The organism is Halopseudomonas oceani (assembly GCF_002903165.1).
Lineage (GTDB): Bacteria > Pseudomonadota > Gammaproteobacteria > Pseudomonadales > Pseudomonadaceae > Halopseudomonas > Halopseudomonas oceani.
Genome location: NZ_PPSK01000004.1, coordinates 1 through 24,883, shown reverse-complemented (window position 1 = coordinate 24,883; position 24,883 = coordinate 1). Strand labels below are relative to the sequence as shown.

Here is a 24,883-nt window from a genome sequence, read left to right as displayed (position 1 = left end):
CGTTTTATAAATAATATTCCTTTGTTTTATCTCTGGGTAAAATTTATTCTGTACCCAGTGAAAGAGTCGCCGCAGGGCCTGCAGTTGCAGGGGACGGTGGCCACAGTCTGATGCCCAGGAGTAACCCATGTCTGCGAAAACGCTTTACGACAAGTTGTGGGATAACCATCTTGTCAAACAACGGGATGATGGTTCTGCATTGATCTATATCGATCGTCACATTCTCCACGAAGTGACCTCGCCACAGGCGTTTGAAGGGCTGCGACTGGCTGGCCGCAAACCCTGGCGCATCGACGCCAACATCGCCACCCCGGATCACAACGTGCCGACCACCAAGGCTGAGCGTCAGGGTGGTCTGGAAGCCATCGCGGATGAAGTCTCGCGCATCCAGGTCAAAACCCTGGACGAGAACTGCGACGACTTCGGTATCCTCGAATTCAAGATGAACGACGTGCGCCAGGGCATCGTCCACGTGGTTGGTCCGGAGCAGGGCGCAACCCTGCCGGGCATGACGGTGGTCTGTGGTGACTCGCACACCTCTACCCACGGCGCCTTTGGTGCGTTGGCACACGGTATTGGCACCTCCGAGGTCGAGCACGTGCTGGCAACCCAGTGTCTGGTCGCCAAGAAAATGAAGAACATGCAGGTACGCGTTGAAGGACAGTTGCCCTTTGGCGTGACCGCCAAGGACATCGTGCTGGCTGTGATCGGCAAGATAGGTACCGCGGGTGGCAACGGTCACGCGCTGGAGTTTGCCGGCAGTGCGATTCGCGATCTGTCGGTCGAAGGCCGTATGACCCTGTGCAACATGGCCATCGAAGCCGGTGCCCGTGTAGGCATGGTGGCGGTTGATGAAAAAACTATCGAATACGTCAAGGGTCGTCCGTTTGCGCCGCAGGGTGCCGAGTGGGATCGTGCGGTCGAGGCCTGGAAAGATCTGGTCTCTGACGCTGATGCGCACTTCGACACCATCATTGAACTGCGCGCTGAAGACATTAAGCCTCAGGTCAGTTGGGGTACCTCGCCGGAAATGGTGCTGGCGGTTGATCAGAACGTGCCGGACCCGGCCGCCGAGAGTGATGCCGTCAAGCGTGACTCCATCGTGCGTGCGCTCAAGTACATGGGCCTGACTGCCAGCCAGCCGATCACCGACATCAAGCTGGATCGCGTGTTTATCGGCTCCTGCACCAACTCGCGGATCGAAGACCTGCGCGCAGCAGCGGCCGTGGCCAAGGGTCGTAAGGTGGCAGCCACCGTCAAGCAGGCGCTGGTCGTTCCGGGTTCTGGCCTGGTCAAGGCGCAGGCCGAGAAGGAAGGGCTGGATAAGATCTTTATCGAAGCCGGTTTTGAATGGCGTGAGCCCGGTTGCTCCATGTGCCTGGCGATGAACCCGGATCGGCTGGAAAGTGGCGAGCATTGTGCGTCCACCTCCAATCGCAACTTCGAGGGACGTCAGGGCAACGGTGGGCGTACCCACCTGGTGAGCCCGGCAATGGCTGCGGCCGCTGCGGTGACCGGTCGTTTTATTGATGTTCGCGAATTGATGCAGGCCTGAGGAGTGCCCCGATGAGAGCTTTTACCCAACATACCGGCCTGGTCTGTCCGCTTGATCGTGCCAACGTCGATACCGATCAGATCATTCCGAAGCAGTTTTTGAAGTCGATCAAACGCACTGGGTTCGGTCCGAACCTGTTTGACGAGTGGCGCTACCTGGATGTCGGTCAGCCGAATCAGGACAACTCCAAGCGCCCGATCAACGAAGATTTCGTGCTGAACTTTCCGCGTTACAAGGGCGCCAGTGTGCTGCTGGCGCGTGAGAACTTCGGCTGTGGTTCGTCTCGTGAGCATGCGCCCTGGGCGCTGGACGAGTACGGTTTCCGCACGGTCATCGCACCGAGCTTCGCCGATATTTTCTACAACAACAGCTTCAAGAACGGCCTGTTGCCGATCATTCTGCCGGATGAGGTGCTTGATGAGCTGTTCGAGCAGTGTGAAGCCACTGAAGGCTATCAACTGACGGTGGATCTGGAAGCGCAGACGGTGACCCGTCCTGACGGAAAACAGTACGCCTTCGAAGTCGATGCCTTTCGTAAGCATTGTCTGCTCAACGGCCTGGATGATATCGGCCTGACCCTGCGCGATGCCCATGCGATCAGCGCCTTTGAAGCCGGTCACAAACAGCGTCAACCCTGGCTGTTTCGCAACGGCTGACAGGTTCCGCACCTGAACAACGGGTGCACAGCGGGCTGCGCTGTGCACCATGAATGATTATGAGGATACACATGAGCAAACAGATTCTGATCCTGCCGGGCGATGGTATTGGTCCGGAGATCATGGCCGAAGCGGTCAAGGTGCTGGAAGTGGCCAACAGCAAGTTCAATCTCGGCTTCGAGCTGAGTTTCGACGACCTGGGTGGGGCCGCCTACGACCGCTATGGTGTGCCGTTGGCCGACGAAACCCTCGACCGCGCTCGCGCCGCTGACGCGGTGTTGCTGGGTGCCGTTGGCGGCCCGAAGTGGGACACTATTGATCCGGCGCTGCGCCCTGAACGCGGTCTGCTGAAGATCCGTTCTGAACTGGGGCTGTTCGGCAATCTGCGTCCGGCCATCCTGTATCCGCAACTGGCGCAAGCCTCGACCCTGAAGCCTGAAGTGGTTTCCGGCCTGGATATTCTGATCGTGCGCGAGCTGACCGGCGGTATCTACTTCGGCAAGCCACGGGAGCGCACCACGCTGGAAAATGGCGAGCGTATGGCCTACGACACGCTGCCTTACAGCGAAAGCGAAGTGCGCCGCATTGCCAAGGTCGGTTTCGATATGGCAATGGTGCGTAACAAGAAGCTCTGCTCGGTCGACAAGGCCAACGTACTGGCGTCCAGTCAGCTGTGGCGTGAGGTAGTCGAAGAAGTGGCGAAGGATTACCCGGAAGTCGAGCTGTCGCACATGTACGTCGACAACGCGGCGATGCAGCTGGTCCGTGCGCCCAAGCAGTTTGACGTAATCGTTACCGACAACATGTTTGGCGACATCCTCTCCGATCAGGCGTCCATGCTCACCGGCTCCATTGGCATGCTGCCGTCGGCGTCGCTGGATGTGAACAACAAGGGCATGTACGAGCCGTGTCACGGCAGTGCGCCGGATATCGCCGGCCAAGGCATTGCCAACCCGTTGGCGACCATCCTGTCGGTCTCCATGATGCTGCGTTACAGCTTTGCGCAGGTAGCGGCAGCTGATGCCATTGAGCAGGCGGTCAGCCAGGTGCTTGATCAGGGCCTGCGCACCGGTGACATTCAGTCCGAAGGCTGCCGCAAGGTCGGCACCGTGGAAATGGGTGATGCCGTAGTAGCAGCACTGAAAAACCTGTAATCTGTTTGACTATCCATTTACGCCCGGCTTCGGCCGGGCGTATGTGTCTTTGAATCTGTTACCCCACGGGGGTTGTTGTTATGAAACAAGTTGGTTTGGTTGGTTGGCGTGGCATGGTCGGCTCTGTGCTGATGCAACGCATGCGCGACGAGAATGATTTTGCTGACATTGATCCGGTGTTTTTCACCACGTCCAACGTGGGCGGTAAGGGCCCGGATATTGGTAAAGACATTCCCGCGCTCAAGGACGCTTTTGACCTTGAAGCACTCAAGCCGATGGACGTCATCATTACCTGCCAGGGCGGTGACTACACCAGTGAGGTGTATCCCAAGCTGCGTGCTGAGGGCTGGAAAGGTTACTGGATCGACGCTGCGTCCACTCTGCGCATGGAGGACGAGGCGGTTATCGTGCTGGATCCGGTCAACCGTCGTAACATCGATCAGGCGCTGCGTGACGGGGCCAAGACGTTCGTTGGTGGCAATTGCACCGTCAGTCTGATGCTGATGGGGCTCGGCGGCCTGTTCGATCAGGGACTGGTCGAGTGGATGAGCGCGATGACCTATCAGGCCGCCAGTGGTGCTGGCGCACAGAACATGCGTGAGCTGATCAGCCAGATGGGCGCGATCAACGCGTCGGTTGCCGATCAGTTGGCTGACCCGGCCAGTGCGATTCTGGAAATCGACCGTACTGTTGCCTCGACCCTGCGCAGTGAGTCCTTTCCCGCTGACAACTTTGGCGTGCCGCTGGCTGGCAGCCTGATCCCGTGGATCGACAAGCAACTGCCCAACGGCCAGAGCCGTGAAGAGTGGAAGGCGCAGGCTGAGACCAACAAGATCATCGGTCGCAGCGGTCGCCCGATCCCGGTTGATGGCATCTGCGTGCGTATCGGCGCCATGCGTTGCCACAGCCAGGCGCTGACTATCAAGCTGAACAAAGATGTGCCGCTGGCGGACATCGAGTCCATGCTGGCTGAGCACAACCCGTGGTCCAAGGTGATTCCCAATACCAAGGAAGATACTCTGGTTGGCCTGACCCCGACTGCTGTTACCGGCACGTTGAGTGTACCGGTTGGCCGTCTGCGCAAGCTGAACATGGGCTCGCAGTATCTGTCGGCCTTTACTGTAGGTGACCAGCTGCTGTGGGGCGCCGCCGAGCCGCTGCGCCGCATGCTGCGAATTCTGCAGGAAGGTTGATCGCGGCGCGTCTGGCGCGTTTGCGGTAACGATCAGGGCATCCCGTTTCGTCGGGATGCCCTTTGTGTTTATGTAATGCATGAAATAGATGAAGGGCAGGGTATGAGCAAAGCATCAGGTGTGGCGATTGTCGGTGTCAGCAGTCTAGCGGGTGACATGCTGGTCAACATGCTGGACGAGCATGAGTACACGTTCTCCTCCGTCGCGCTGGTCGATGTTGACGACGAGGCGGGTGAGCGCCGCATGATCAAGGGCCAGAGCGTCCGGGTCGAAGCGCTCTCAAGCTTTGATTTCTCATCGGTTGCGGTTGCCATTGTGGCAGGTGACCGCGAATTCGGTCTGCAATGCATCGGCAATATCCGTGATGCCGGAGCGCTGGTTGTGGATACGACCGGACTGCTGGCCGGGCAGGGTGCCAGCGTTGTCGCCGGGGTCAATACGGCTGCTCTGGCCGATGCGGTCGGCCGCCGAGCGGTGTCCTGTCCTGATGCCCAGGTCGTGCAGAGCGCGCTGGTGCTGCAAGCGCTGGCGGGGATGTCGACGCTGCAGCGCGTGAGTGTTTCTACCTACCAATCGATGTCCACCCACAGCAAAGCGGCGGTGGAAGCACTGGCCATGCAGACCGGTCGACTGCTCAATGGTCAGCCGATTGAGAAGGGTGGTGCGCTCGACAAGCAGGCGGCGTTCAATTTGCTGCCGTGCACCAGCGATATTGACGCATCCGGTGCCAGCCGCGAGGAGCGTGATCTGGTAAATGGTGTTGTTGACGTCCTCGGGCTGAAGGATGTGCCAGTGCTGGCAAGCTGCGTCATGGTGCCGCTATTTTACGGTACCGCCCAGATGATGCAGGTCACCACGGCTGAGCCGCTGGACAGTAAAAAGGTGGGTAACATCCTGCGGCGGGTCAAGGGAATCAAGGTATTGGACAAGGAAGGGGCAGGTGGTTTTCCAACGCCGATAACGGACGCGACCGGGTCTGACGAAGTCTGGGTGGGACGTATTCGTCAGGATGCGGCCGAGCCGAACACTACTCATTTGTGGATTGTGTCTGATAATCTGCGAAAAGGTGTCGCACTTAACAGTCTGGCGATAGCCGACTTATTGATAAAAGACTATTTGTAATCGATACTTGCTAGTGTTTTTGTATCAAGCAGGTTAGGTTTTGCAGGACAAAGACCGTTTGGGCGTTACGTTGCAGCTGCAACATGCTCGGGCCGGGTGGGGAGCCTTTGGCGTAGGCCAGTCTGAGCAACAGGGTGCGTTGAGACGTGAAAAAACGATAAGAGCAAAGGATTTTCGCTATGGTTCGTAAATTGGTTATCGCTGTCGCCGCAGCAAGTGCCGTGATGTCATCCGGAATGGTTCACGCGTTGGGGGTAGGCGATATCCATCTGAACTCCGCGCTGAATCAGCCGCTGGATGCCGAGATTGATCTTACGCAGGTTCGTGACCTGTCCGGTGATGAAATCCGGACGATGCTGGCATCGCCTGATGACTTCGGGCGGGCTGGCATTGACCGAACTTTTTTCCTGACCGACCTGAAGTTCCAGCCAGTCGTAAAGCCTAATGGGCGCTCGGTCATTCGCGTCACATCAAATCGCCCCGTCAATGAGCCGTTCCTCAACTTCTTGATGGAAGTGCGCTGGCCCTCCGGGCGCGTGCTGCGTGAGTTCACCATCCTGCTTGATCCACCGATGTATCAGCCTGCGCCGGTTGTCAGCAGCTCCAGCGTCAGCGCACCAGTCTCTTCTTCTATCGCGCCTCAGGTGGCACCGGCCCGTCCGAGCCCGGAAGGACTTGCTTCTGCCGCTGCGGTATCGGCGCCGGCCTCGGCAGCGCCTTCATCGTCTTCTTCCACGCGCCCAGCCGCAGCGGCTCGCGATGGACAGTTGACAACTACGCGTTCTGACACGCTGTGGGAGCTTGCGCTACGTAACCGTCCGCAGGGTGCAAGCGTTCACCAGACCATGCTGGCGATTCAGGATCTGAATCCGAGCGCCTTCGTTAACGGTAATATCAACCAGTTAAAGGCCGGGCAGACGTTGACGCTGCCGAGCGCTGAACAGGCGACTGGTCGTACTAACGCCGAAGCCATTGCCGAGGTCGCTGCACAGAATAGCGCCTGGCGTGATCGGCGCCGTGCGCCAACGGCTGCCCAGGCGCAGGCACCGCAGCTGGATGCCCGCGAGCGTCAGTCAGCTGGTGCTGCTCCCGAGGCGGTAGACGGACAGGATTCGTTGCGTCTCGTGTCGGGCACCGAAGGTGCAGCCGCTGAAGCGGCTGGCGACCAGAGTGCGGAGGAAGGCGGTCAGCAACTGCGTGACGCACTGGACCGGACCAAGGAACAGTTGGATGCTGCTGAGCGCGAAAAGGCAGAGATGACCGATCGCCTGGGCGACGTACAAGGCCAGCTCGAAAAACTGCAGCGTCTGCTGGAACTGAAAGATGCGCAGTTGGCCGCGTTGCAGCAACAGGTTGCTGAAGCCGGTGGCGATGCGGCTGTGACTGCTGACGCTGGTGAGCCGGAGGTCGTCGCTGAGGCCGAGCAGGAAGTGGCGACAGAGGGTGATGCTGCGACTGAGGCGGACGTTGCGACCGAGGCAGAGCCGGTCGACGAAACCGTCGCCGTTGAGCCTGCTGCAGAAGAAATGGATGCGGCTGAAGAGCCAGCGAGCGAAGAGTCCACTGAGCCAGCTGTCGAGCCAGCGCCGGTTGAAGCTGCTGCTGAGGCGGAGCCGACCCCAGAGCCGGCGCCTGTTGCGCCGGTTGAGCCAGCCCCGGCCGCGGAGCCGGCGAGTGATCCGATGTCGGTCATCAAGGGCCTGATGCAGAATCAGATGTTGATGATCGGTGGTGGTGTTGTCGCTGTCCTGCTGTTGTTGCTGGTGCTGATGTCGATATCGCGCCGTAACGCCCGTCGTGAAGAAGCTATGGCTGATAACTTTATTGCCGATGCCGCTGGACAGGATGCGGACCTCAACGAGGATAGTGACGATTTCAATGTGGCCTTGGCCGACGCGGAAGGTCTGGATGCTGGTGATGAGCTGGATTTGGCTGCTGATCCGTTGGTCGAGGCCGATGCGCTGCTCGCGTACGGCAAGCCCCAGGAAGCACGAGACGTGTTGGTGGCGGCTGTTGCAGCCGATCCTCAGCGGGAAGAGTTGCGCCTGAAGTTGATGGAGGTCGAGGGGCTGCTGGATCACAGCGAAGGCTACCTTGAGCAGCGTGCTGTCGTTGTTGCCGCTGATCCCCAGTCAGCCCGGGTTGCTGAGCTTGATGCACGTTTCCCCTTGATGGCTGCCGCAGCGGCCGGTGCTGCGGCTGCTGCCGCGCAGTGGGATGAAGGTGGTTTGTCAGAGCCCGATTCGCTGACTGCAGGTGCCGATGGTGAGGCAAGCGAAGCGGATGACGACATGGACTTCGATTTCAGTGAGTTTGATCTCGGTGGTGACTCTGCTGCGCCTGCGGCCGATATTCCATTCGAAGCGGTTGCTGAAGAGCCGGCTGCCGAAGCCGAGGCCGATGGCTTTGATCTCGACTTCGACCTGGAAGACAGCACGCTCGAAGCCGCGGCTGAGAATGGCGAGCCGGCCAGTCCTCCAGCCTTTGAGCCCGAGCTGCCGAGTGACGAAGTAAAGAGCATTGAGTTGGACGATTTTGAGCTCGATGTTGATGGATTGGAACTGCCGGACGAGGAAGGTCAGTCGGCACAGGATTCAGCCGCACCGTCGCTGGAACCTGATTTTGACTTGGCGATGACAGATGAGCTGCAAGCAGATGACCTGATGGCTGACTTCGCTGCGCTGAGTGATGAAGCGCCTGAGGCCGGTGACGCTGAGCTTGGTGAGGTCTCGCTTGAGTTGTCTGACGAGGCGAGTGCACTGTCGGATGAGAGCGCTACCGAGTTCGACCTGCCTGAGGATCTTGTGTTGCCTGAAGATGTTGAGTTGCCAGCTGAGGCAGAGTTGCCGCTTGAGGATTTTGAATTGCCGGAGCTGGATGAAGGTACGCTGACTGGTGATGACGCTTCGCCAAACCCGCCGGCTGTTGATGCGCTCGACGACGAAGATGACGAGTTTGACTTCCTGTCTGGTACTGATGAGTGCGCGACTAAGCTGGACCTGGCCCGCGCCTATATTGATATGGGCGATCAGGAAGGGGCTCGGGATATCCTCAACGAGGTGATCGAAGAGGGCAATGACCAGCAGAAGCAGGAAGCTCAGAGCATGATGGAGCGTCTGGCTGATTGATGAGTGAAAACGAAGTAGCAACTGCGGCCGCCCCTGAGGCGGCCGCAGTTGTTTCAAGGGTGGCGGCCTGTGTTGAATACAAGGGCACGGCTTATCGTGGATGGCAGCGTCAGCAGCCGGGTGTTCCGAGCGTCCAGGAAGCTGTTGAGAAGGCGCTTAGCCGTGTAGCCAATCATCCGGTACAGATATTCTGCGCCGGGCGCACTGATGCGGGCGTCCATGCGTCTTGTCAGGTCATTCATTTTGACAGCGACGCGGTCCGTTCGCCGCGAAACTGGATTCACGGTGCCAATGCCAATTTGCCGGCGGATATTTCACTTAGTTGGGTAACGCCGATTGGCCTGGACTTTCATGCGCGTTTCTCTGCTGTTGCCCGGCGTTATCGCTATGTGATCTATAACGATCCGATTCGCCCGGCTCACCTTGCTCACGAAGTAACCTGGAATTATCGCCCGCTGGATGTCGCGCGTATGCGCGCTGCCGCCACGGCGCTGGTAGGCACTCATGATTTTACGTCGTATCGCGCGGTGGGCTGTCAGGCCAAATCGCCGATCAAGACTATCCACCACCTCGAATTGCTGGAGTTCGGCCGTTTTATCGTGCTGGATATTCGTGCGAATGCATTCCTGCATCACATGGTGCGCAATATTGCCGGGGTCTTGATGCAGATTGGCTGCGGTGAGCAACCGGTGGAGTGGGCACAGCAGGTGCTCGACGTGCGTGATCGGGCGCAGGGTGGTCTGACTGCGCCAGCCTACGGCTTATATCTGGTCGATGTGACCTACCCTGATTCCTTTGCTTTGCCGGGGCGTTATCTCGGGCCGCATTTCCTGTCAGCACTGCCTGATGTGGCGAACTGACGCCCATGCCTCGATCTGCTAACATCGAGCCCCTTATCGGCAGAGCTTAGGTCCATGGCACGCATAAAAATTTGCGGAATTACCCGGGTCGAGGACGCACTGGCGGCGGCTGAGGCCGGTGCTGATGCGATCGGGCTGGTGTTTTACGCGCCTAGTCCTCGAGCCGTTGATGCCCGTCAGGCTGCTCACATTGTGGCCGCGTTGCCACCGTTTGTGACGACTGTCGGGCTGTTTGTGGATGCTGAACCGGATGCTGTGCGTGAAGTGCTCTCTCAGGTTCCACTCGATGTGCTGCAGTTTCATGGCGACGAAACTGACGAGTATTGCCGCCAGTTTGGGAGACCGTTCCTGAAAGCCGTCCGGGTGCAGAATGCCGAGCAACTGACCGACGTTGCGGCCCGTTGGCCCGGTGCCAGCGGCATCTTGCTTGACAGCTACAAGCCGGGCGTACCGGGTGGTACCGGCGAGGTATTTGACTGGCGCCTGGTGCCGGTCAAGCGTGACTGGAACCTGGTATTGGCCGGGGGCCTAACAGCAGACAATGTGCATCAGGCGATCCGTGAAATGTGCCCTTGGGCCGTTGACGTCAGTGGTGGCGTTGAGGCGAGCAAGGGCATCAAGGATGTGGCAAAAATTAACGCGTTTGTACAAGAGGTGAAGCGTGTCTGACTCCAACCCCATCGATTATTCCGCGGTCCCTGACGCGCGCGGCCACTTTGGCCCCTATGGCGGTCGTTTTGTCTCCGAGACGTTGATGGAGGCGCTGGACGAGCTGGAAAATGTGTACCGCAAGCTGTCTGCCGATCCCGAGTTTCAGGCCGAATTTGATCGTGATCTGGCCCACTACGTTGGTCGCCCGTCGCCGCTGTACTTTGCTGAGCATCTGACCGAGAAGGTTGGCGGAGCAAAGATCTATTTGAAGCGCGAGGACCTTAATCACACCGGCGCGCACAAGGTGAATAACACCATTGGTCAGGCACTGCTGGCCAAGTTTATGGGCAAGCCACGAGTGATTGCCGAAACCGGTGCCGGTCAGCACGGCGTCGCTACTGCCACCGTCGCGGCGCGTCTGGGCCTGAAGTGTCAGGTTTATATGGGCGCCGAGGATGTGCGTCGCCAGGCGCTGAACGTTTACCGTATGAAACTGCTTGGAGCGGAAGTCATCCCCGTCACCTCCGGCTCCCGCACGCTGAAAGACGCGATGAACGAAGCTATGCGTGATTGGGTGACCAATATCGACGACACCTTCTACATTATCGGCACGGTTGCCGGGCCGCATCCGTATCCGGAACTGGTGCGTGATTTTCAGTGCGTGATTGGTCGCGAAGCGCGTCAGCAGTGCCTGGAGCAGGCCGGCCGCTTGCCCGATGCACTGGTCGCCTGTGTTGGCGGTGGCTCCAACGCTATTGGCCTGTTTCATCCGTTCCTTAACGATGAGAGTGTCCGTATGTACGGCGTCGAGGCGGGTGGTCACGGTATCGAAACCGGAGAACACGCAGCGCCACTGAGCGCCGGCAAGCCCGGTGTTCTGCACGGCAATCGGACGTACCTGATGTCCGACGAGGCGGGGCAGATCATCGAGACGCATTCCGTGTCCGCGGGCCTGGACTACCCGGGTGTTGGTCCCGAGCACAGCTGGCTGAAGGATATCGGCCGGGTTGATTATGTCGATGCAACTGATGGTGAGGCGCTGCACGCTTTCCGTGAGTTGACCCGCGTCGAAGGTATCATGCCGGCGCTGGAGTCCAGTCATGCAGTTGCTTACGGTATGAAGCTGGCGGCAACCATGAGCCCGGACCAGATCATCGTGATCAACCTGTCCGGTCGTGGTGACAAGGATATTCACACCGTCGCCAGTATTGACGGCATCAGCATTTAAAAGAGACGTTCATGAGCCGAATTGAAGCCCGTTTTTCCGCTTTGCAGGCTGCTGGTCGCAAGGCGCTTATCCCTTACATTACTGCTGGTGATCCGACGCCGGAGGTGACGCTGCCGCTGATGCACGACCTGGTCGCGGCGGGTGCCGATGTTATCGAGCTGGGCATTCCGTTTTCCGATCCGATGGCCGATGGTCCGGTTATCCAACTGGCGATGGAGCGTGCTCTGGCGCATCACGTTAGCCTGAGCCAGGTACTCGAGATGGTGCGCCAGTTCCGCAGTCGCGATGCTGAAACGCCGGTCGTGTTGATGGGCTATCTGAACCCGATCGAGAAAATGGGTTACGAACAGTTTGCCAAGGCTGCAGCCGATGCCGGGGTTGACGGCGTGTTGACCGTTGACCTGCCGCCGGAAGAGGCGACTGACGTTGTTCCTCTGTTCAAGGGCCAGGGGCTGGACACTATCTTTCTGCTTGCGCCGACTACAACGGCTGAGCGTGCGCGCAGGATTTGTGAGCAGGCAAGCGGTTATGTCTATTATGTTTCTCTGAAAGGTGTGACCGGGTCCAGTGCTTTGGACGTCACCGATGTAGCTAAGAAACTGGACATGCTGCGCACGGTGACCGATCTGCCGATTGGTGTTGGCTTTGGTATTCGTGATGGCGCCACGGCAGCAGCGGTGGCCGAGGTCGCGGATGGTGTGGTGGTGGGCTCGGTGCTGGTCAGTCAGATTGCCGCCAATGCGGAGAATCCGGACCAGGCACGAGCGGCTATCGCCGCGATCGTGGCTGAAATGCGCAGTTCAATGGACCGCTGAACAATGCTCTGTGCCTTCGTTTGACGAAGGGCAGGCTGACAAGACAATTTCAGAGAAGGAAAGGCGATGAGCAACTGGTTGGTGGACAAACTGATTCCCTCCATCGTGCGCTCCGAAGCACAGAAAAGCAGCGTACCCGAGGGGCTCTGGCGTAAATGCCCGTCCTGTGATGCGGTGCTGTACCGGCCCGAGCTGGAGAAAAATCTGGATGTCTGCCCAAAGTGCAGCCACCACCTGCGCATTGGTGCACGTCGTCGTCTGGATATCTTTCTCGATCCGGAAGATCGCACTGAGTTGGGAGCAGAGCTGGAGCCGGTAGACCGTCTCAAGTTCCGCGACAGCAAGAAGTACAAGGATCGTCTTGCCGCAGCCCAGAAGGCAACCGGAGAGAAAGATGCGCTGGTCGTCATGCAGGGTAAGCTCAAAGGCGCGCCTATTGTAGCCAGCGCGTTCGAGTTCAACTTTATGGGTGGCTCGATGGGCAGTGTGGTCGGGGCACGTTTCGTGCGTGGCGCTGAGGCTGCACTGCGTGATCGCGTGCCTTATGTCTGCTTCTCTGCCTCCGGTGGTGCGCGCATGCAGGAAGCGCTGTTCTCACTGATGCAGATGGCAAAGACCAGTGCCGCGCTGGCGCGCCTGCGTGAAGAAGGCATCCCGTTCGTCTCGGTTATGACCGATCCGGTTTATGGCGGTGTGTCGGCAAGTCTGGCGATGCTGGGCGACCTGAATGTGGCTGAGCCCAATGCGTTGATCGGTTTTGCCGGCCCGCGTGTTATCGAGCAAACCGTGCGTGAGAAGCTGCCTGCCGGATTCCAGCGCAGTGAGTTTCTGCTGGAGCACGGGGCACTGGATATGATCGTGTCCCGCATGGAGATGCGCGACCGACTGGCCAGCCTGCTGGCCATGATGACTGGCGCACCGGCACCCGCTCCGGCACCTGAGGCAGAGGTTGCCGACGAGGCCTGATGTCGCAACGTAGTCTTGCCGAATGGCTGGCCGTGCTGGAGGCCTTGCATTCCAGCGAAATCGACATGGGGCTGGATCGAGTACGTGCGGTCGCGGAGCGACTGGACGTGCTCCGTCCGGCCCCGCGTGTTTTTACCGTCACCGGTACCAATGGCAAGGGGTCGACCTGTGCCGCACTGGAGTCGTTGCTGCGAGCCAGTGGTATGCGCACCGGATGCTACACCTCTCCGCATCTGCTCCAATACAATGAGCGCATCCGTCTAAATGGGGACTTGGCAGACGATCAGTCGATCTGTGCCGCCTTTGCTGCCATTGACCAGGCGCGCGGTGATATTTCCCTGACTTACTTTGAGTTCGGCACGCTGGCCGCGTTCTGGTTGTTCCAGCGTGCCGAGCTGGATGCTGTCGTGCTGGAGGTTGGTCTGGGCGGGCGCCTGGATGCGGTCAACGTGGTGGATGCGGATGTGGCGGTAGTCACCAGCATCGGCCTGGATCATCAGGAATACCTGGGCTCGACCCGTGAGTCGGTCGCGTTCGAGAAGGCTGGCATCATGCGCGCAGGGCATCCGGTTGTCAGTGGCGAGCGAGACCTGCCTGCGACCTTCACCGATGCGGTTACCCGGCTTAACTGTCAGCTGTATGTGCGTGATCGCGATTTTGCGGTTCAGGCAGTCGGTGATGGTAACTGGGTCGTCGAAGGCGTTGACGGGGCTGGCAGGGCGCGGCGACTCCAGCTGCCTGCAGTCGGCCTGCCGCGGGATAATCTGGCTGTGGCGCTACAGGCGTTTTGGGCAGCCGGTCTTGACCTTGCTGATGCGCAAATCGGCCTGGCCTTGCAGTCTGCCAGCGCTACTGGGAGGCTGGAAGCGCGGCAGGTAATGTGGCATGGCAGCTGTCGTGATCTGCGACTGGATGTCGGTCATAACCCGCATGCTGCACGGTTTCTGGCAGAAAGTCTGCGTGCCGATGCGACGCGTCACCGGGTAGCGGTGTTTGGCTTGCTGGCTGACAAGGACCTTGATGGCGTGGTGGCTGAACTGCACGGGATGTTTACGAAGTGGTTCACCGCACCCTTGCCAAGCCCTCGGAGCAGACCGGCTCAGGTGTTGAGTGCGGGACTGACTGCGGCTGGCGAGTGTGCTCTGAGCTGTCATTCTATTGCGCAGGCGATCGAGCAGGCCCTGGATAGCACCGATGCCGGTACGGAAGTTGTGATATTCGGGTCGTTTTTCTCCGTCGCCGAAGCCATACTCTGGCTATCTGAACATGCCGGAGTATCTGAGGATGGATGAAGGTCTGAAGCAACGCATCATTGGCGCAGTTGTGCTGATCATTGCCGCGGTGGTGTTTTTGCCGATGTTGCTGTCGGGGCAGGACGAGACCGTGCAGGTTGAAGTCGAAGTGCCTGAGGCGCCGGTTCTGGATTCGCAACTGATGGAGCCTGTTGCACCGGCCGCATTGCCGGAACCGGCGGCTGTACCGGAGATGCCTGCTTCTCTGTCAGAAGCTCCACCAGACGTGCCTGCTCCTGCTGTTGCCGAGTCTGCTCCGGCCCCGGCTGTGGAGCCGGAGCCCGAGGCTGAGCAACCGGCGCCTGCTGCTGTAACCGCTACGGGCGATTGGGTAATTCAGTTGGGCAGCTTTTCGAGCGCAGCGAATGCTGAAGGCCTCAGCAAGGACCTGCGTACCCAGGGGTACAACGCTTATACCCACAGCGCAACGGTGCAGGGCAAGCCCATCACCCGGGTCTACGTCGGCCCGCTGGCCAGCCGCGAGGCGGCGAATCGGCTGCGTGACGAGCTGGAGCGCAAGCGCGGTAGTAAAGGGTTTGTTGTCGCTTTTGATGCGGACAGCGGTCGAGACTGATTCTGCTGTTTCGATGGGCGGTGCAGCTCTGCTAGAATGGCGGCCTTTGTAGAACAGGGTACTTAATCGTGTCTTTGACCTGGGTTGACTGGGCTATCGTTGCCATCATTGCAGTCTCGGCCCTGATCAGCCTGACCAGAGGCTTCGTCAAGGAAGCACTGTCCCTGCTGACGTGGATTATTGCAGGACTGGTTGCCTGGCTGTTCGGTGGCGCACTTGCTGAGCTGCTGGTGCCCTACATCGAAACTCCTTCCCTGCGGGTTATCGCCGCGTGCTCCATTCTATTTGTCATGACGCTGTTGCTGGGCGGGCTGGTTAACTATCTGATCAGTCAGTTGGTCAAGGCAACCGGTCTCAGCGGTACTGACCGCTTTCTTGGCATGGTTTTCGGCGCAGCGCGTGGTGCGCTGCTGGTGGTAGTCGCAGTCGGTTTATTGAGCCTGGCCCCCGTTGAGGCGGATGCCTGGTGGCGTGAATCGGTGGTGATTCCCCATTTTCTGCTGGTCGCTGACTGGTCGAAAAATCTCATTCTGCAAATGGCGGGTCGCTGATCCGGCACTCCCGGACAGAGCCGCCCTTAATCGAGAAGGTACTCAGGCATGTGTGGCATTGTTGGCATAGTGGGCAAATCGAACGTCAATCAGGCGCTCTATGATGCCTTGACCGTCCTGCAGCATCGCGGCCAGGACGCCGCCGGCATTGTAACCAGCGATCAGGGGCGGCTGTTCCTGCGCAAGGATAACGGGCTGGTACGTGATGTGTTTCATCAGCGCCACATGCAACGTCTGATCGGCCAGATGGGCATCGGTCACGTCCGTTATCCGACTGCAGGCAGCTCCAGTTCTGCCGAGGCGCAGCCGTTTTACGTGAACTCCCCCTATGGTATTACCTTGGCGCACAACGGGAACCTGACCAACGTTGAGCAGCTGTCGCGTGAAATCTACGAGTCTGACCTGCGTCACGTGAATACCACCTCCGACTCCGAAGTGCTGCTGAACGTATTTGCCCATGAGCTGGCCGTGCGTAACAAGCTGCAGCCCACTGAGGAGGACGTATTCGCTGCCGTCAGTCAGGTGCATAAGCGTTGCCGCGGTGGTTATGCGGTGGTGGCGATGATCACTGGATACGGCATCGTCGGCTTCCGAGACCCCAACGCAATTCGGCCGATTGTCTTTGGCCAGCGTCATACCGACGAAGGTGTCGAGTATATGATTGCATCCGAGAGCGTGGCGTTGGACGTGCTTGGCTTCACCCTGATTCGCGATCTGGCACCGGGTGAGGCTGTTTACATTACTGAGGATGGCCGCCTGTATACCCGCCAATGCGCGGAAAGTTCACAGTACTCGCCGTGTATTTTTGAGCACGTTTATCTGGCGCGGCCTGACTCGTTGATGGACGGTGTGTCGGTCTACAAGGCGCGTCTGCGCATGGGTGAGAAGCTGGCAGACAAGATCCAGCGCGAGCGCCCCGACCACGGCATCGATGTAGTCATTCCGATTCCCGATACCAGCCGCACCTCGGCACTTGAGCTGGCCAACCAGTTGGGCGTCAAGTTCCGTGAAGGGTTCGTCAAGAACCGATACATCGGTCGTACCTTTATCATGCCAGGCCAGGCTGCGCGCAAGAAGTCGGTGCGCCAGAAGCTGAACGCTATCGATCTCGAGTTCCGCGGCAAGAACGTGTTGCTGGTCGATGACTCGATCGTGCGCGGCACCACCTGCAAGCAGATCATTCAGATGGCCCGTGAAGCGGGCGCGAAGAAGGTGTTTTTCTGTTCCGCTGCACCGGCAGTGCGCTACCCGAATGTGTACGGCATCGATATGCCGAGTGCTCACGAATTGATTGCTCATGGCCGTACCACAGACGAGGTTGCCGAGCTGATCGGCGCAGACTGGCTGATCTATCAGGATCTTGATGACCTGAAAGATGCTGTTGGTGGTGGCAAGGTCAAGATCGAGCACTTCGATTGCGCGGTCTTCGATGGCGAATACGTGACTGGCGACGTCAATGAACAGTATCTGGACCGTATCGAGCAAGCGCGCAACGACGCTGCCAAGTCGACTGGCCAGCGAGTCAGCGCGATCATCGATCTGCATAACAACTGATGCTGAGTGGCGGCGCGGGCTGCCACTGGATGAATGAGGTTCTCGAATGACCGAAGAATGGCAGGCCGGCCGACTGGACAGCGATCTGGACGGCGTTGGCTTTGATACCCTGGCGGTGCGCGCCGGTCAGCGTCGTACACCGGAGGCAGAGCACGGCGAGGCGCTGTTCCTGACTTCCAGCTACGTGTTTCGTAGTGCTGCTGACGCCGCAGCGTGTTTTGCCGGTGAGACCAGCGGCAATGTTTACTCACGCTATATGAATCCGACCGTACGGACCTTCGAAGAGCGTATTGCGCTCATGGAAGGCGGCGAGCAGGCGGTTGCTACCGCCTCCGGTATGGCGGCCATTCTGACAACAGTGATGAGCCTGTGCTCGGTCGGCGACCATATTCTGGTATCTCGCAGCGTATTCGGTGCCACCGTCACCCTGTTTGAAAAGTACTTCAAGCGCTTTGGCATTGAAGTGGATTACGTGCCGTTGACGGATACGGCGGCCTGGCGCGTGGCCTGCAAACCAAACACCCGGATGTTCTTCATGGAGTCTCCGTCCAATCCGCTGGCTGAGCTGGGTGACATCGGCGCGTTGGGCGCGATTGCCCGTGAGCAGGGGGCTTTGCTGGTGGTCGACAACTGCTTCTGTACGCCGGCGCTGCAGAAGCCGCTGGCATTGGGCGCGGATATCGTCGTGCATTCTGCCACCAAGTACATTGATGGTCAGGGCCGCAGCATGGGCGGGGTGGCGGTCGGCCGTCGTGAGCACATGCAGGAGCTGGTGGGCTTTTTGCGGACGGCTGGACCGACCCTCAGCCCGTTCAATGCCTGGGTATTCCTCAAGGGGCTGGAAACGCTGCGCCTTCGTATGCGTGCCCATTGCGAGTCGGCGCAGCAGATTGCCGAGTGGCTTGAGCAGCGCCCGGAAGTTGAATGTGTTTACTACGCGGGTTTGCCGTCACATCCGCAGCACGCACTGGCCAAGGCACAGCAGAGTGCTTTTGGTGCGGTGGTGAGCTTCGAGTTGAGGGGTGGGCGAGAGGCTGCCTGGCGTTTCATCGATGCGACCCGGCTGGTTTCCATTACTGCCAACCTGGGCGACGCAAAGACCACTATCACTCACCCGGCGACCACCACCCATGGCCGTCTGAGTGTCGAGGCCCGCGAAGCGGCGGGTATCCGTGAGGGCCTTATTCGTCTGGCTATCGGGCTGGAGGAGCTCACAGATATCAAGGCTGATCTACAGCGCGGTTTCGACGCCCAGAGCTGAGTTGTTTGCGCGGTTGCGTGTTTGGTCACATCAAGGCCGGAGAGTGATTCGCTCTTCGGCCTTTTTGGTTTAGCGTCCTTCGTGCCGCAGGGATACCGCTGGAGTGATGTTCCTTCAGTGCGGCGTTTATTAATTACACGGAGGAAGATATATGCGTCGTCTTGTTGCTGCATTGGGCCTGGCCCTGAGTGTACTGCTGGTATCGCCGAGCTGGGCGCAGGAAGCGTCCGGGCCTACGGTCAATATCAACACCGCAGGGGCTGCCGAAATTGCCGAGGTATTGCAGGGTGTGGGACAGGCCAAGGCTGATGCCATCGTCGCCTATCGCACCGAGCATGGCGCCTTTGCCTCGGTAGAGTCTCTGGCGGAGGTGAAGGGTATCGGGGCCAGCACGCTGGCAAACAACCAAGGGCGGATTGTCCTGGAGTAGCGGTTGTGACGGCGCCTTCGGGCGCCGTCTGTTGTTTCAGGTTCGCAGACGGCTGACGGCTTCAGTCAGTTGATGTGCCAGCTTGGCCAGTTGGTCACTGGTATCAGCGCTTTGTGCGGTTTGCTCTACGGTGCGCTCGGTGACGTCGCGAATCTCCACTACGCTCTGGGTGATGGCATCGGCAGCCATACTTTGTTGCTCTACCGCCGAGGCTATTTCGCTATTGCCCTCGCTGATCTGACTCACGGCGTCAGCGATCTCCTGCAATGATTCACCTGCGTCTGCAACTTGCTGCACCGAGTCGTGGGTCAGGCTGGCACTGGCCTGCATGTCTTCAACGGCAACCTCGGTTCCACCCTGCAGCGCCTCGATCATGCGCTGAATATCATCCGTCGAATTTTGCACTCGCTGGGCCAGCGCGCGCACCTCATCTGCCACGACAGCGAAACCGCGGCCAGATTCGCCAGCGCGTGCTGCTTCAATGGCGGCGTTCAAAGCCAGCAAATTGGTTTGTTCGGCAATCTCGCGAATGACACGCACCACGCCACTGATCTCCTGACTGTGGGTCGACAGCTGGTGCATGTGCTCGGTGCAACGGTCAATACTGGTGACCAGCCCAGTGATGGTCTTGCGAACCTGATAGACCTGATCACGACCACGGGTTGCGAGGGTATTGGCTTGATTCGACTGGTCGCGGGAAAGTGAGGTGCTGCCCGCAATGTCCTGCACGGTAGCGCTCATTTCATTTACTGCGGCGGCGACCTGGTCGGTTTCCCCCTGCTGGACGATCATTCCGTCTCGCATGCGGATCATGGTGTCGGCCAGCCCGCGGGAGCGTTGATCGAGCTCCAATGCTGCCTGGCGAACCGCGCCGACGACTTTCTGTTGTGCTTCCTGCATTGCATTGAATGCGCGCGCCATGGAGCCGACCTCGTCATGTGCACTGCAGGGCGCGCGGAGGGTCAGGTCGCCGCTGTTCTCGACGGCCAGCATGACGTCGCGCAGGGTGATGATGTGGCGAGTAATGAACAGAATGAGTAATTGGGAGAAAAACAGCACCATCAGCATAAGGACTGTCACTACCCCTGCGTAGAGAGGCGCGCGCTCTATCAATAGAGCGATGAAGCCCAGGTGCTCGACGGCCAGCGCTCGGCCATCACTGGCGGTCCAGGCACCGGTGTATCGTTGTTGATCGGAGCCTAACTGGCTTGCTTCCAGCCATCGCCCCGGCGCCGGTTGTGCGCCATTTGGCAGTGTAATCCAGTTTAGTCCGTGAACCTTGCCGTTGGCTGGTTGCTCGCTGGCGAGTACCTGAGCCAGTTCCTGTCGCGTTTGCTCAATACTGTGTTGCTCAACCCAGATGGCGACCAGTACGAGCATCAGAGTCGCAGCGAAGGCGACGCCGTTTAATGCCCAGAACTTGAATTTTAGCGGCAGGTTCTTGAAGGATTGCATGCATACTCCAAAGCATGTTTGAACAGTTGACCGTCCAGGCACGCGGAAAAAGGGCGCCAGTATCTGTCGTCACTCTGATATATCGGTTGATCCCGGTCAAACTTGAAGCTTTCCCGCGGGGTAGACGCTACGGCAGGGCGCGAGCGCATCGGTTATACTGCGTGCAACTTCAGGGCCTTTCCTTTGACGTGTGCGAAAAATCGCCACGCAGCGTTACCGGATCTGCCCAGGGAATCACCATTGCCTGTGCCCCATCGCCCGACTTGGCGAGGTTTTTCGTTTCTTGACGAAGCGGAGCAGGCCCCAGGAAAGACTGCACATGACCCCTGCGCTGACGCAACCTGTGATGATTGACGACGATGCCGAGCTGGCTCGTAGCTGTACCCAATGGCGAAAGCTGCCCTTTGTTGCGGTGGATACCGAGTTCGTTCGCACTGAGACCTTTTACCCTATTGCGGGGCTCATTCAGATCGGTGACGGCGAACGCGCGACCTTGATTGATCCTTTGAAGATTACTGATTGGTCGCCTTTTGTTGCCCTGTTACAGGACCTGTCGGTGGTAAAGGTATTGCACGCTTGCAGCGAAGACCTGGAGGTCTTCTCCCGCCTGTGTGGTGCGATGCCGGTTCCGCTATTCGATACTCAGCTTGCGGCAGCCTTTCTCGGGATGGATTTCTCGATGGGGTACTCGCGTCTGGTCAGTGCGCTGCTGGATATAGACCTGCCGAAGGATGAGACGCGTTCAGACTGGTTGCAGCGGCCGTTGAGTGAGGCGCAGATTGAGTATGCTGCGCGTGATGCCCAACACTTGGCCGAGATTTACCATATTCTTGGGCCCCGTATTGCGGATGCAGGGGTTGCTGACTGGCTGTTTGCGGACACCGCAGAGCAGGTTGCTGCTTCCGGCCAGAGCATTGATCCCGATCTCGCCTACACCCAGGTCAAGCAGGCGTGGCGGTTAAAACCCGCTGAGCTAGCAGTCCTGCGCGTGCTTGCGGCCTGGCGTGAGCGCGAGTCCAAGGCGCGGAACGTGGCCCGTAACCGATTGCTGCGCGAGCGCACTCTGTGTCCTTTGGCCCAGCGTCAGCCCGACACCCTTCAGGCCCTTTCGCGTATTGAGGACATGCATCCGCGCACGGTGCGCCATGAAGGTGAGACGTTGCTCCAACTGATCCGCCAGGGCCGTGCTGTTGCACCTGCTGAGTATCCGCAGACCCTGCCGGAACCGCTGCCGTCTGCTGCAAACCGCCTGCTGAAGGTGTTGCGCAAGGTTGGGCAACAGGAAGCAGAGAAGCGGGGGATTGCCGCCGAAATCATGCTGCGCAAGAAGGTGCTGGAGGCCATGGTGCGCACCGGTTTCCCCAATGGCCCTTATCGGCTGCCCGATGAGCTGTTTGGCTGGCGTCGTGAGCTGATGGGCGAGGCATTGCTCAAGGCCGCCAACAGTGCGGTGGAGGTAGTTGAATGAAGGTTTTGTGTTCCATTTTTCGCAGCACCAAGAAACAGGGTATGTACCTGTACGTGCCGCGTGAAAAAGGGCTGAGTGATCTGCCAGACGCCTTGCTACAGCTCTTTGGCAAAGGCGAGCACGCTATGGATCTGGTGCTGCACGAAGAGCGCAAGCTGGCACAGGAGGATATCCTGACGGTACTGGATAACCTCAGGGAGCAGGGCTTTCACCTGCAGATGCCGCCGCAGGAGGACGACTACATTCAGCATCTGCCGCCGGAGTTGCTTAATCGCAATGACCCGGTCTAGCGTCTGAACCGCGTCCTTTCAAAAAGCCGTCGCCATCGCGACGGCTTTTTTGTTTGTGCGCCCGACGTCTGGTTGTTGACACATTTTGTAACCAAGTCATATTGTGTGCATTGCTTACTATAAGTGGTGCTTTCATATGCTTGCCAAGCCCCGATTCGGCTTTCTGATCGCCGATGTCTATCGCCTGCTCAGGCGCACTTTTCAGTCAGAGCGCGGTGACCACTCCCTCACTCAGGCGCAGTCGCGTGTGCTGGTTTACATCGCCCGCAGTCAAGGTATCCGCCAGGTTGAGCTGGCGGAGGTTCTGGAAATCAAACCAATTACGTTGACCCGTCTGCTTGATCAACTGGAAGCGCTGGGGCTGATTGAGCGGCGCAAGTCCCCCATCGACCGTCGCGCGTTCCAGCTATACCTGCGCCCCGCAGCAGAGCCTTATATCGCGATGTTCGAACAGCTAAGCGAGTCGATCACGGCAAGGGTGCTTGATGGCCTGAGTGATGACGAGATCGCCGTACTGATGAAGGCGCTCACCCATATCCGCGAACGCCTGCTCGTCTGAGCAGGACTCTGATCGTGACCTACGGAAGTTCATTGCATGACTGACAATACCGATAACCCGAAAACTCCTCGAACCGCTTCATCCGGCAGGCGGCGTTTCTTGCTGATGTTCATGCTGCCGGGCTTGCTGCTGACGGGAGGTGCGCTTTTTTACCTCAATGGCGGACGCTACGTCGAAACTGAGAATGCCTACGTGCGCGCCGACAAGGTGCCGGTGAGCGCAGAAGTTTCCGGCATGGTCACCGACGTGCTGGTAAAGGAAAACCAACTGGTCGAGACCGGGCAGCCGCTGTTCCGTATCGATGCCGCCCCGTTTGAGATCGCCGTCAGTAAGGCTGAAGCGCAGCTCGCCCAGGTGCGTACTGATTTGGCTGCGCTCAAGGCCAACTACCGGGAGACCCAGGCACAACTGGTGCTCAAGCGCACTCGCGCCAATTTCGCCGGCAGGGAAGAGCAGCGGCAGTCGAGCCTGTTGAGCAAACAGTACATTTCTGCTGCTGCTTTTGATGATGCGCAGCAGGCCAACGATTTGGCGCGTCAGGAAGTGACTGTGCTGCAACAGGAGCTGGAGCGCCTCGCACAAATGCTGGGCGGCAGTGTCGACACGCCGGTCGAGGAGCACCCGCGTTATCTTGCTGCGCAGGCAGAACTGGACGAAGCAAAGTTGAATCTGCGCCGTACCACGGTCTTGGCATCGTTGCCGGGGATTGTCAGCAATCTACCGAAGCTAGGCCAATATCTGCATGCGGGCAGCATCGCTGCGTCACTGGTCGGTTCGGAGAATCCTTGGGTGGAAGCGAATTTTCCGGAAACCGATCTGACCTACGTTCGCCCCGGGCAGGATGTTGAAGTGCATATTGATGTCTATCCCGACGTGGTCTGGCATGGGGTGGTTGAAAGTCTCAGTCCTGCTACGGGTTCCGAGTTCTCGGTTATCCCGGCGCAGAATGCCACTGGTAACTGGGTCAAGATCGTGCAACGGGTACCCGTTCGCATCCGCCTGCAGCCCGAGGAAGGCAGCCCGGCGCTGCTGGCAGGGCTGAGTAGCCTGGTTGAGGTGGATACCGGTCATCGCCGCAGCCTGCTTGGCTGGTCGTTGTGAGGCTACCGGCATGAACGCGGAAGCGGTGCAGGGTGATAACGTGGCGATGAGACGTGGCTTGATTACGTTATCGGTGATGCTGGCGACCATCATGCAGGCGCTGGATACCACGATTGCCAACGTCGCGTTGCCCCATATGCAGGGCAGTATGGGGGCCACCCAGGACCAGATTTCCTGGGTTCTGACCTCGTACATCGTGGCCGCAGCCATCTGTATGCCGCTGACCGGCATTCTCAGCAGTCACTTCGGACGCAAGCGGGTGCTGCTCAGTGCGGTGGTAGGGTTCACCCTGGCTTCGATGCTGTGCGGTGCAGCCCAGAGTCTTGATCAGATTGTATTGTTTCGTTTGCTGCAAGGTGTTTTCGGCGCTTCTCTGGTGCCGCTATCGCAATCGGTCATGCTTGATACCTACCCGCCAGAGAAACACGGCTCGGCGATGGCTGTGTGGGGTGTTGGGGTGATGGTTGGTCCCATTCTCGGGCCATCGCTGGGCGGCTGGTTGACGGAGTACTACAACTGGCGCTGGGTGTTCTACATCAATGTGCCATTTGGCATTCTGGCCTGGCTGGGGCTGGTTGCCTTTCTGCCGGAAACCGAGACCAACCGTGGTCGGCGTTTTGATCTGACGGGTTTTTTGCTTCTGGCGCTGGGTATCGGTGCGCTACAGATGATGCTGGACCGGGGAGAGACTCTGGACTGGTTTGCCAGCTCTGAAGTCTGGATCGAGGCGGTTCTGGCCGTACTCGGTATGTACCTGTTTGTGGTGCATATCATGACCCGCCGCGAGCACCCCTTTCTTGAGCCGCAGATGTTCAGGGACCGCAATCTCTCGGTCGGGCTGATGATGATTTTTGTTGTCGGTATCATCCTGCTTGCGACCATGGCGCTGTTGCCACCTTTTCTGCAGAACCTGAAGCATTATCCGGTGATCGATGTGGGGCTGGTACTGGCGCCCCGTGGCGTCGGCACCATGGTTGCGATGATGATCGTCGGCCGGTTGTCGGGACGGGTGGATGCGCG

General features: G+C 59.0%; 23 protein-coding genes. 22 read left to right on the top strand and 1 reads right to left on the bottom strand.

Translation table 11 applies throughout. The features are described 5' to 3' along the window. Nucleotides 1–127: 127 nt before the first annotated feature. The 17 genes from leuC to C1949_RS05630 all read left to right on the top strand — a co-directional run bounded on the left by leuC (nt 128) and on the right by C1949_RS05630 (nt 18,990). Nucleotides 128–1,555, top strand: coding sequence for a 3-isopropylmalate dehydratase large subunit (gene leuC / locus C1949_RS05710; protein WP_104737519.1), 1,428 nt, complete (start codon nt 128–130; stop codon nt 1,553–1,555). Nucleotides 1,556–1,566: 11 nt separating this feature from the next. Beyond that, nucleotides 1,567–2,211 (top strand): 3-isopropylmalate dehydratase small subunit, encoded by a 645-nt coding sequence (gene leuD / locus C1949_RS05705; protein ID WP_104737518.1) that lies wholly within the window; start codon nt 1,567–1,569, stop codon nt 2,209–2,211. A gap of 71 nt (nt 2,212–2,282) precedes the next feature. After that, entirely contained in the window at nt 2,283–3,365 is a 1,083-nt protein-coding gene (leuB, locus tag C1949_RS05700; protein ID WP_104737517.1) for a 3-isopropylmalate dehydrogenase, read from the top strand. A gap of 80 nt (nt 3,366–3,445) precedes the next feature. Beyond that, complete coding sequence (gene asd / locus C1949_RS05695; RefSeq protein WP_104737516.1) at nt 3,446–4,558, top strand: aspartate-semialdehyde dehydrogenase; 1,113 nt, start codon at nt 3,446–3,448, stop codon at nt 4,556–4,558. Between the two features lie 102 nt (nt 4,559–4,660). After that, nucleotides 4,661–5,680, top strand: coding sequence for an aspartate-semialdehyde dehydrogenase (locus C1949_RS05690; RefSeq protein WP_170063008.1), 1,020 nt, complete (start codon nt 4,661–4,663; stop codon nt 5,678–5,680). Nucleotides 5,681–5,859: 179 nt separating this feature from the next. Beyond that, on the top strand, nt 5,860–8,808 hold the full coding sequence (locus C1949_RS05685; protein WP_104737514.1) for a FimV/HubP family polar landmark protein: 2,949 nt from the start codon (nt 5,860–5,862) through the stop codon (nt 8,806–8,808). Next, nucleotides 8,808–9,668 carry a tRNA pseudouridine(38-40) synthase TruA gene (truA, locus tag C1949_RS05680; protein ID WP_104737513.1) on the top strand — a complete coding sequence of 287 codons (861 nt, stop codon included), beginning with the start codon at nt 8,808–8,810 and terminating at the stop codon, nt 9,666–9,668. Before C1949_RS05685 ends, truA begins: the two co-directional genes overlap by 1 nt. Before the next feature lie 15 nt (nt 9,669–9,683). After that, entirely contained in the window at nt 9,684–10,337 is a 654-nt protein-coding gene (locus tag C1949_RS05675; RefSeq protein WP_268236180.1) for a phosphoribosylanthranilate isomerase, read from the top strand. Beyond that, entirely contained in the window at nt 10,330–11,547 is a 1,218-nt protein-coding gene (trpB, locus tag C1949_RS05670; RefSeq protein WP_104737511.1) for a tryptophan synthase subunit beta, read from the top strand. Before C1949_RS05675 ends, trpB begins: the two co-directional genes overlap by 8 nt. 11 nt (nt 11,548–11,558) lie before the next feature. Then, a complete protein-coding gene (trpA, locus tag C1949_RS05665; RefSeq protein WP_104737510.1) occupies nt 11,559–12,362 on the top strand; it encodes a tryptophan synthase subunit alpha in 804 nt (267 codons plus the stop codon). 66 nt (nt 12,363–12,428) lie between these two features. Beyond that, entirely contained in the window at nt 12,429–13,328 is a 900-nt protein-coding gene (accD, locus tag C1949_RS05660; RefSeq protein ID WP_104737509.1) for an acetyl-CoA carboxylase, carboxyltransferase subunit beta, read from the top strand. Then, nucleotides 13,328–14,620 (top strand): bifunctional tetrahydrofolate synthase/dihydrofolate synthase, encoded by a 1,293-nt coding sequence (gene folC / locus C1949_RS05655; RefSeq protein ID WP_104737508.1) that lies wholly within the window; start codon nt 13,328–13,330, stop codon nt 14,618–14,620. Before accD ends, folC begins: the two co-directional genes overlap by 1 nt. Then, nucleotides 14,613–15,194: an SPOR domain-containing protein gene (locus C1949_RS05650; RefSeq protein WP_104737507.1), complete on the top strand. Its 582-nt coding sequence runs from the start codon at nt 14,613–14,615 to the stop codon at nt 15,192–15,194. Before folC ends, C1949_RS05650 begins: the two co-directional genes overlap by 8 nt. 68 nt (nt 15,195–15,262) lie before the next feature. Next, nucleotides 15,263–15,745: a CvpA family protein gene (locus C1949_RS05645; protein WP_104737506.1), complete on the top strand. Its 483-nt coding sequence runs from the start codon at nt 15,263–15,265 to the stop codon at nt 15,743–15,745. Between the two features lie 48 nt (nt 15,746–15,793). Next, nucleotides 15,794–17,299, top strand: a complete 1,506-nt coding sequence (gene purF, locus C1949_RS05640) for an amidophosphoribosyltransferase (RefSeq protein ID WP_104737505.1) — start codon at nt 15,794–15,796, stop codon at nt 17,297–17,299. 46 nt (nt 17,300–17,345) lie between these two features. Next, nucleotides 17,346–18,560 (top strand): O-succinylhomoserine sulfhydrylase, encoded by a 1,215-nt coding sequence (locus tag C1949_RS05635; RefSeq protein ID WP_104737504.1) that lies wholly within the window; start codon nt 17,346–17,348, stop codon nt 18,558–18,560. Nucleotides 18,561–18,711: 151 nt separating this feature from the next. Next, nucleotides 18,712–18,990, top strand: coding sequence for a ComEA family DNA-binding protein (locus C1949_RS05630; RefSeq protein ID WP_104737503.1), 279 nt, complete (start codon nt 18,712–18,714; stop codon nt 18,988–18,990). Between the two features lie 36 nt (nt 18,991–19,026). Here C1949_RS05630 and C1949_RS05625 read toward each other — a convergent pair whose 3' ends face one another. Further along, nucleotides 19,027–20,445 carry a methyl-accepting chemotaxis protein gene (locus tag C1949_RS05625; RefSeq protein ID WP_104737502.1) on the bottom strand — a complete coding sequence of 473 codons (1,419 nt, stop codon included), beginning with the start codon at nt 20,443–20,445 and terminating at the stop codon, nt 19,027–19,029. Nucleotides 20,446–20,764: 319 nt separating this feature from the next. Between C1949_RS05625 and rnd the strand changes: the two genes are divergently transcribed. The 5 genes from rnd to C1949_RS05600 form a co-directional block, all read left to right on the top strand. Next, nucleotides 20,765–21,913, top strand: coding sequence for a ribonuclease D (gene rnd, locus C1949_RS05620; protein WP_104737501.1), 1,149 nt, complete (start codon nt 20,765–20,767; stop codon nt 21,911–21,913). Further along, the gene (locus C1949_RS05615; RefSeq protein WP_104737500.1) at nt 21,910–22,203 is read left to right on the top strand and encodes a YcgL domain-containing protein; all 294 of its coding nucleotides are present in this window, start codon (nt 21,910–21,912) and stop codon (nt 22,201–22,203) included. Before rnd ends, C1949_RS05615 begins: the two co-directional genes overlap by 4 nt. A 136-nt stretch (nt 22,204–22,339) precedes the next feature. Further along, complete coding sequence (locus C1949_RS05610; RefSeq protein ID WP_104737499.1) at nt 22,340–22,762, top strand: MarR family winged helix-turn-helix transcriptional regulator; 423 nt, start codon at nt 22,340–22,342, stop codon at nt 22,760–22,762. Between the two features lie 36 nt (nt 22,763–22,798). Continuing rightward, entirely contained in the window at nt 22,799–23,863 is a 1,065-nt protein-coding gene (locus tag C1949_RS05605) for an HlyD family secretion protein (protein ID WP_104737498.1), read from the top strand. A gap of 10 nt (nt 23,864–23,873) precedes the next feature. After that, nucleotides 23,874–24,883, top strand: a 1,010-nt coding sequence (locus C1949_RS05600; protein ID WP_104737497.1) for a DHA2 family efflux MFS transporter permease subunit, incomplete at its 3' end; no start/stop codon positions are given.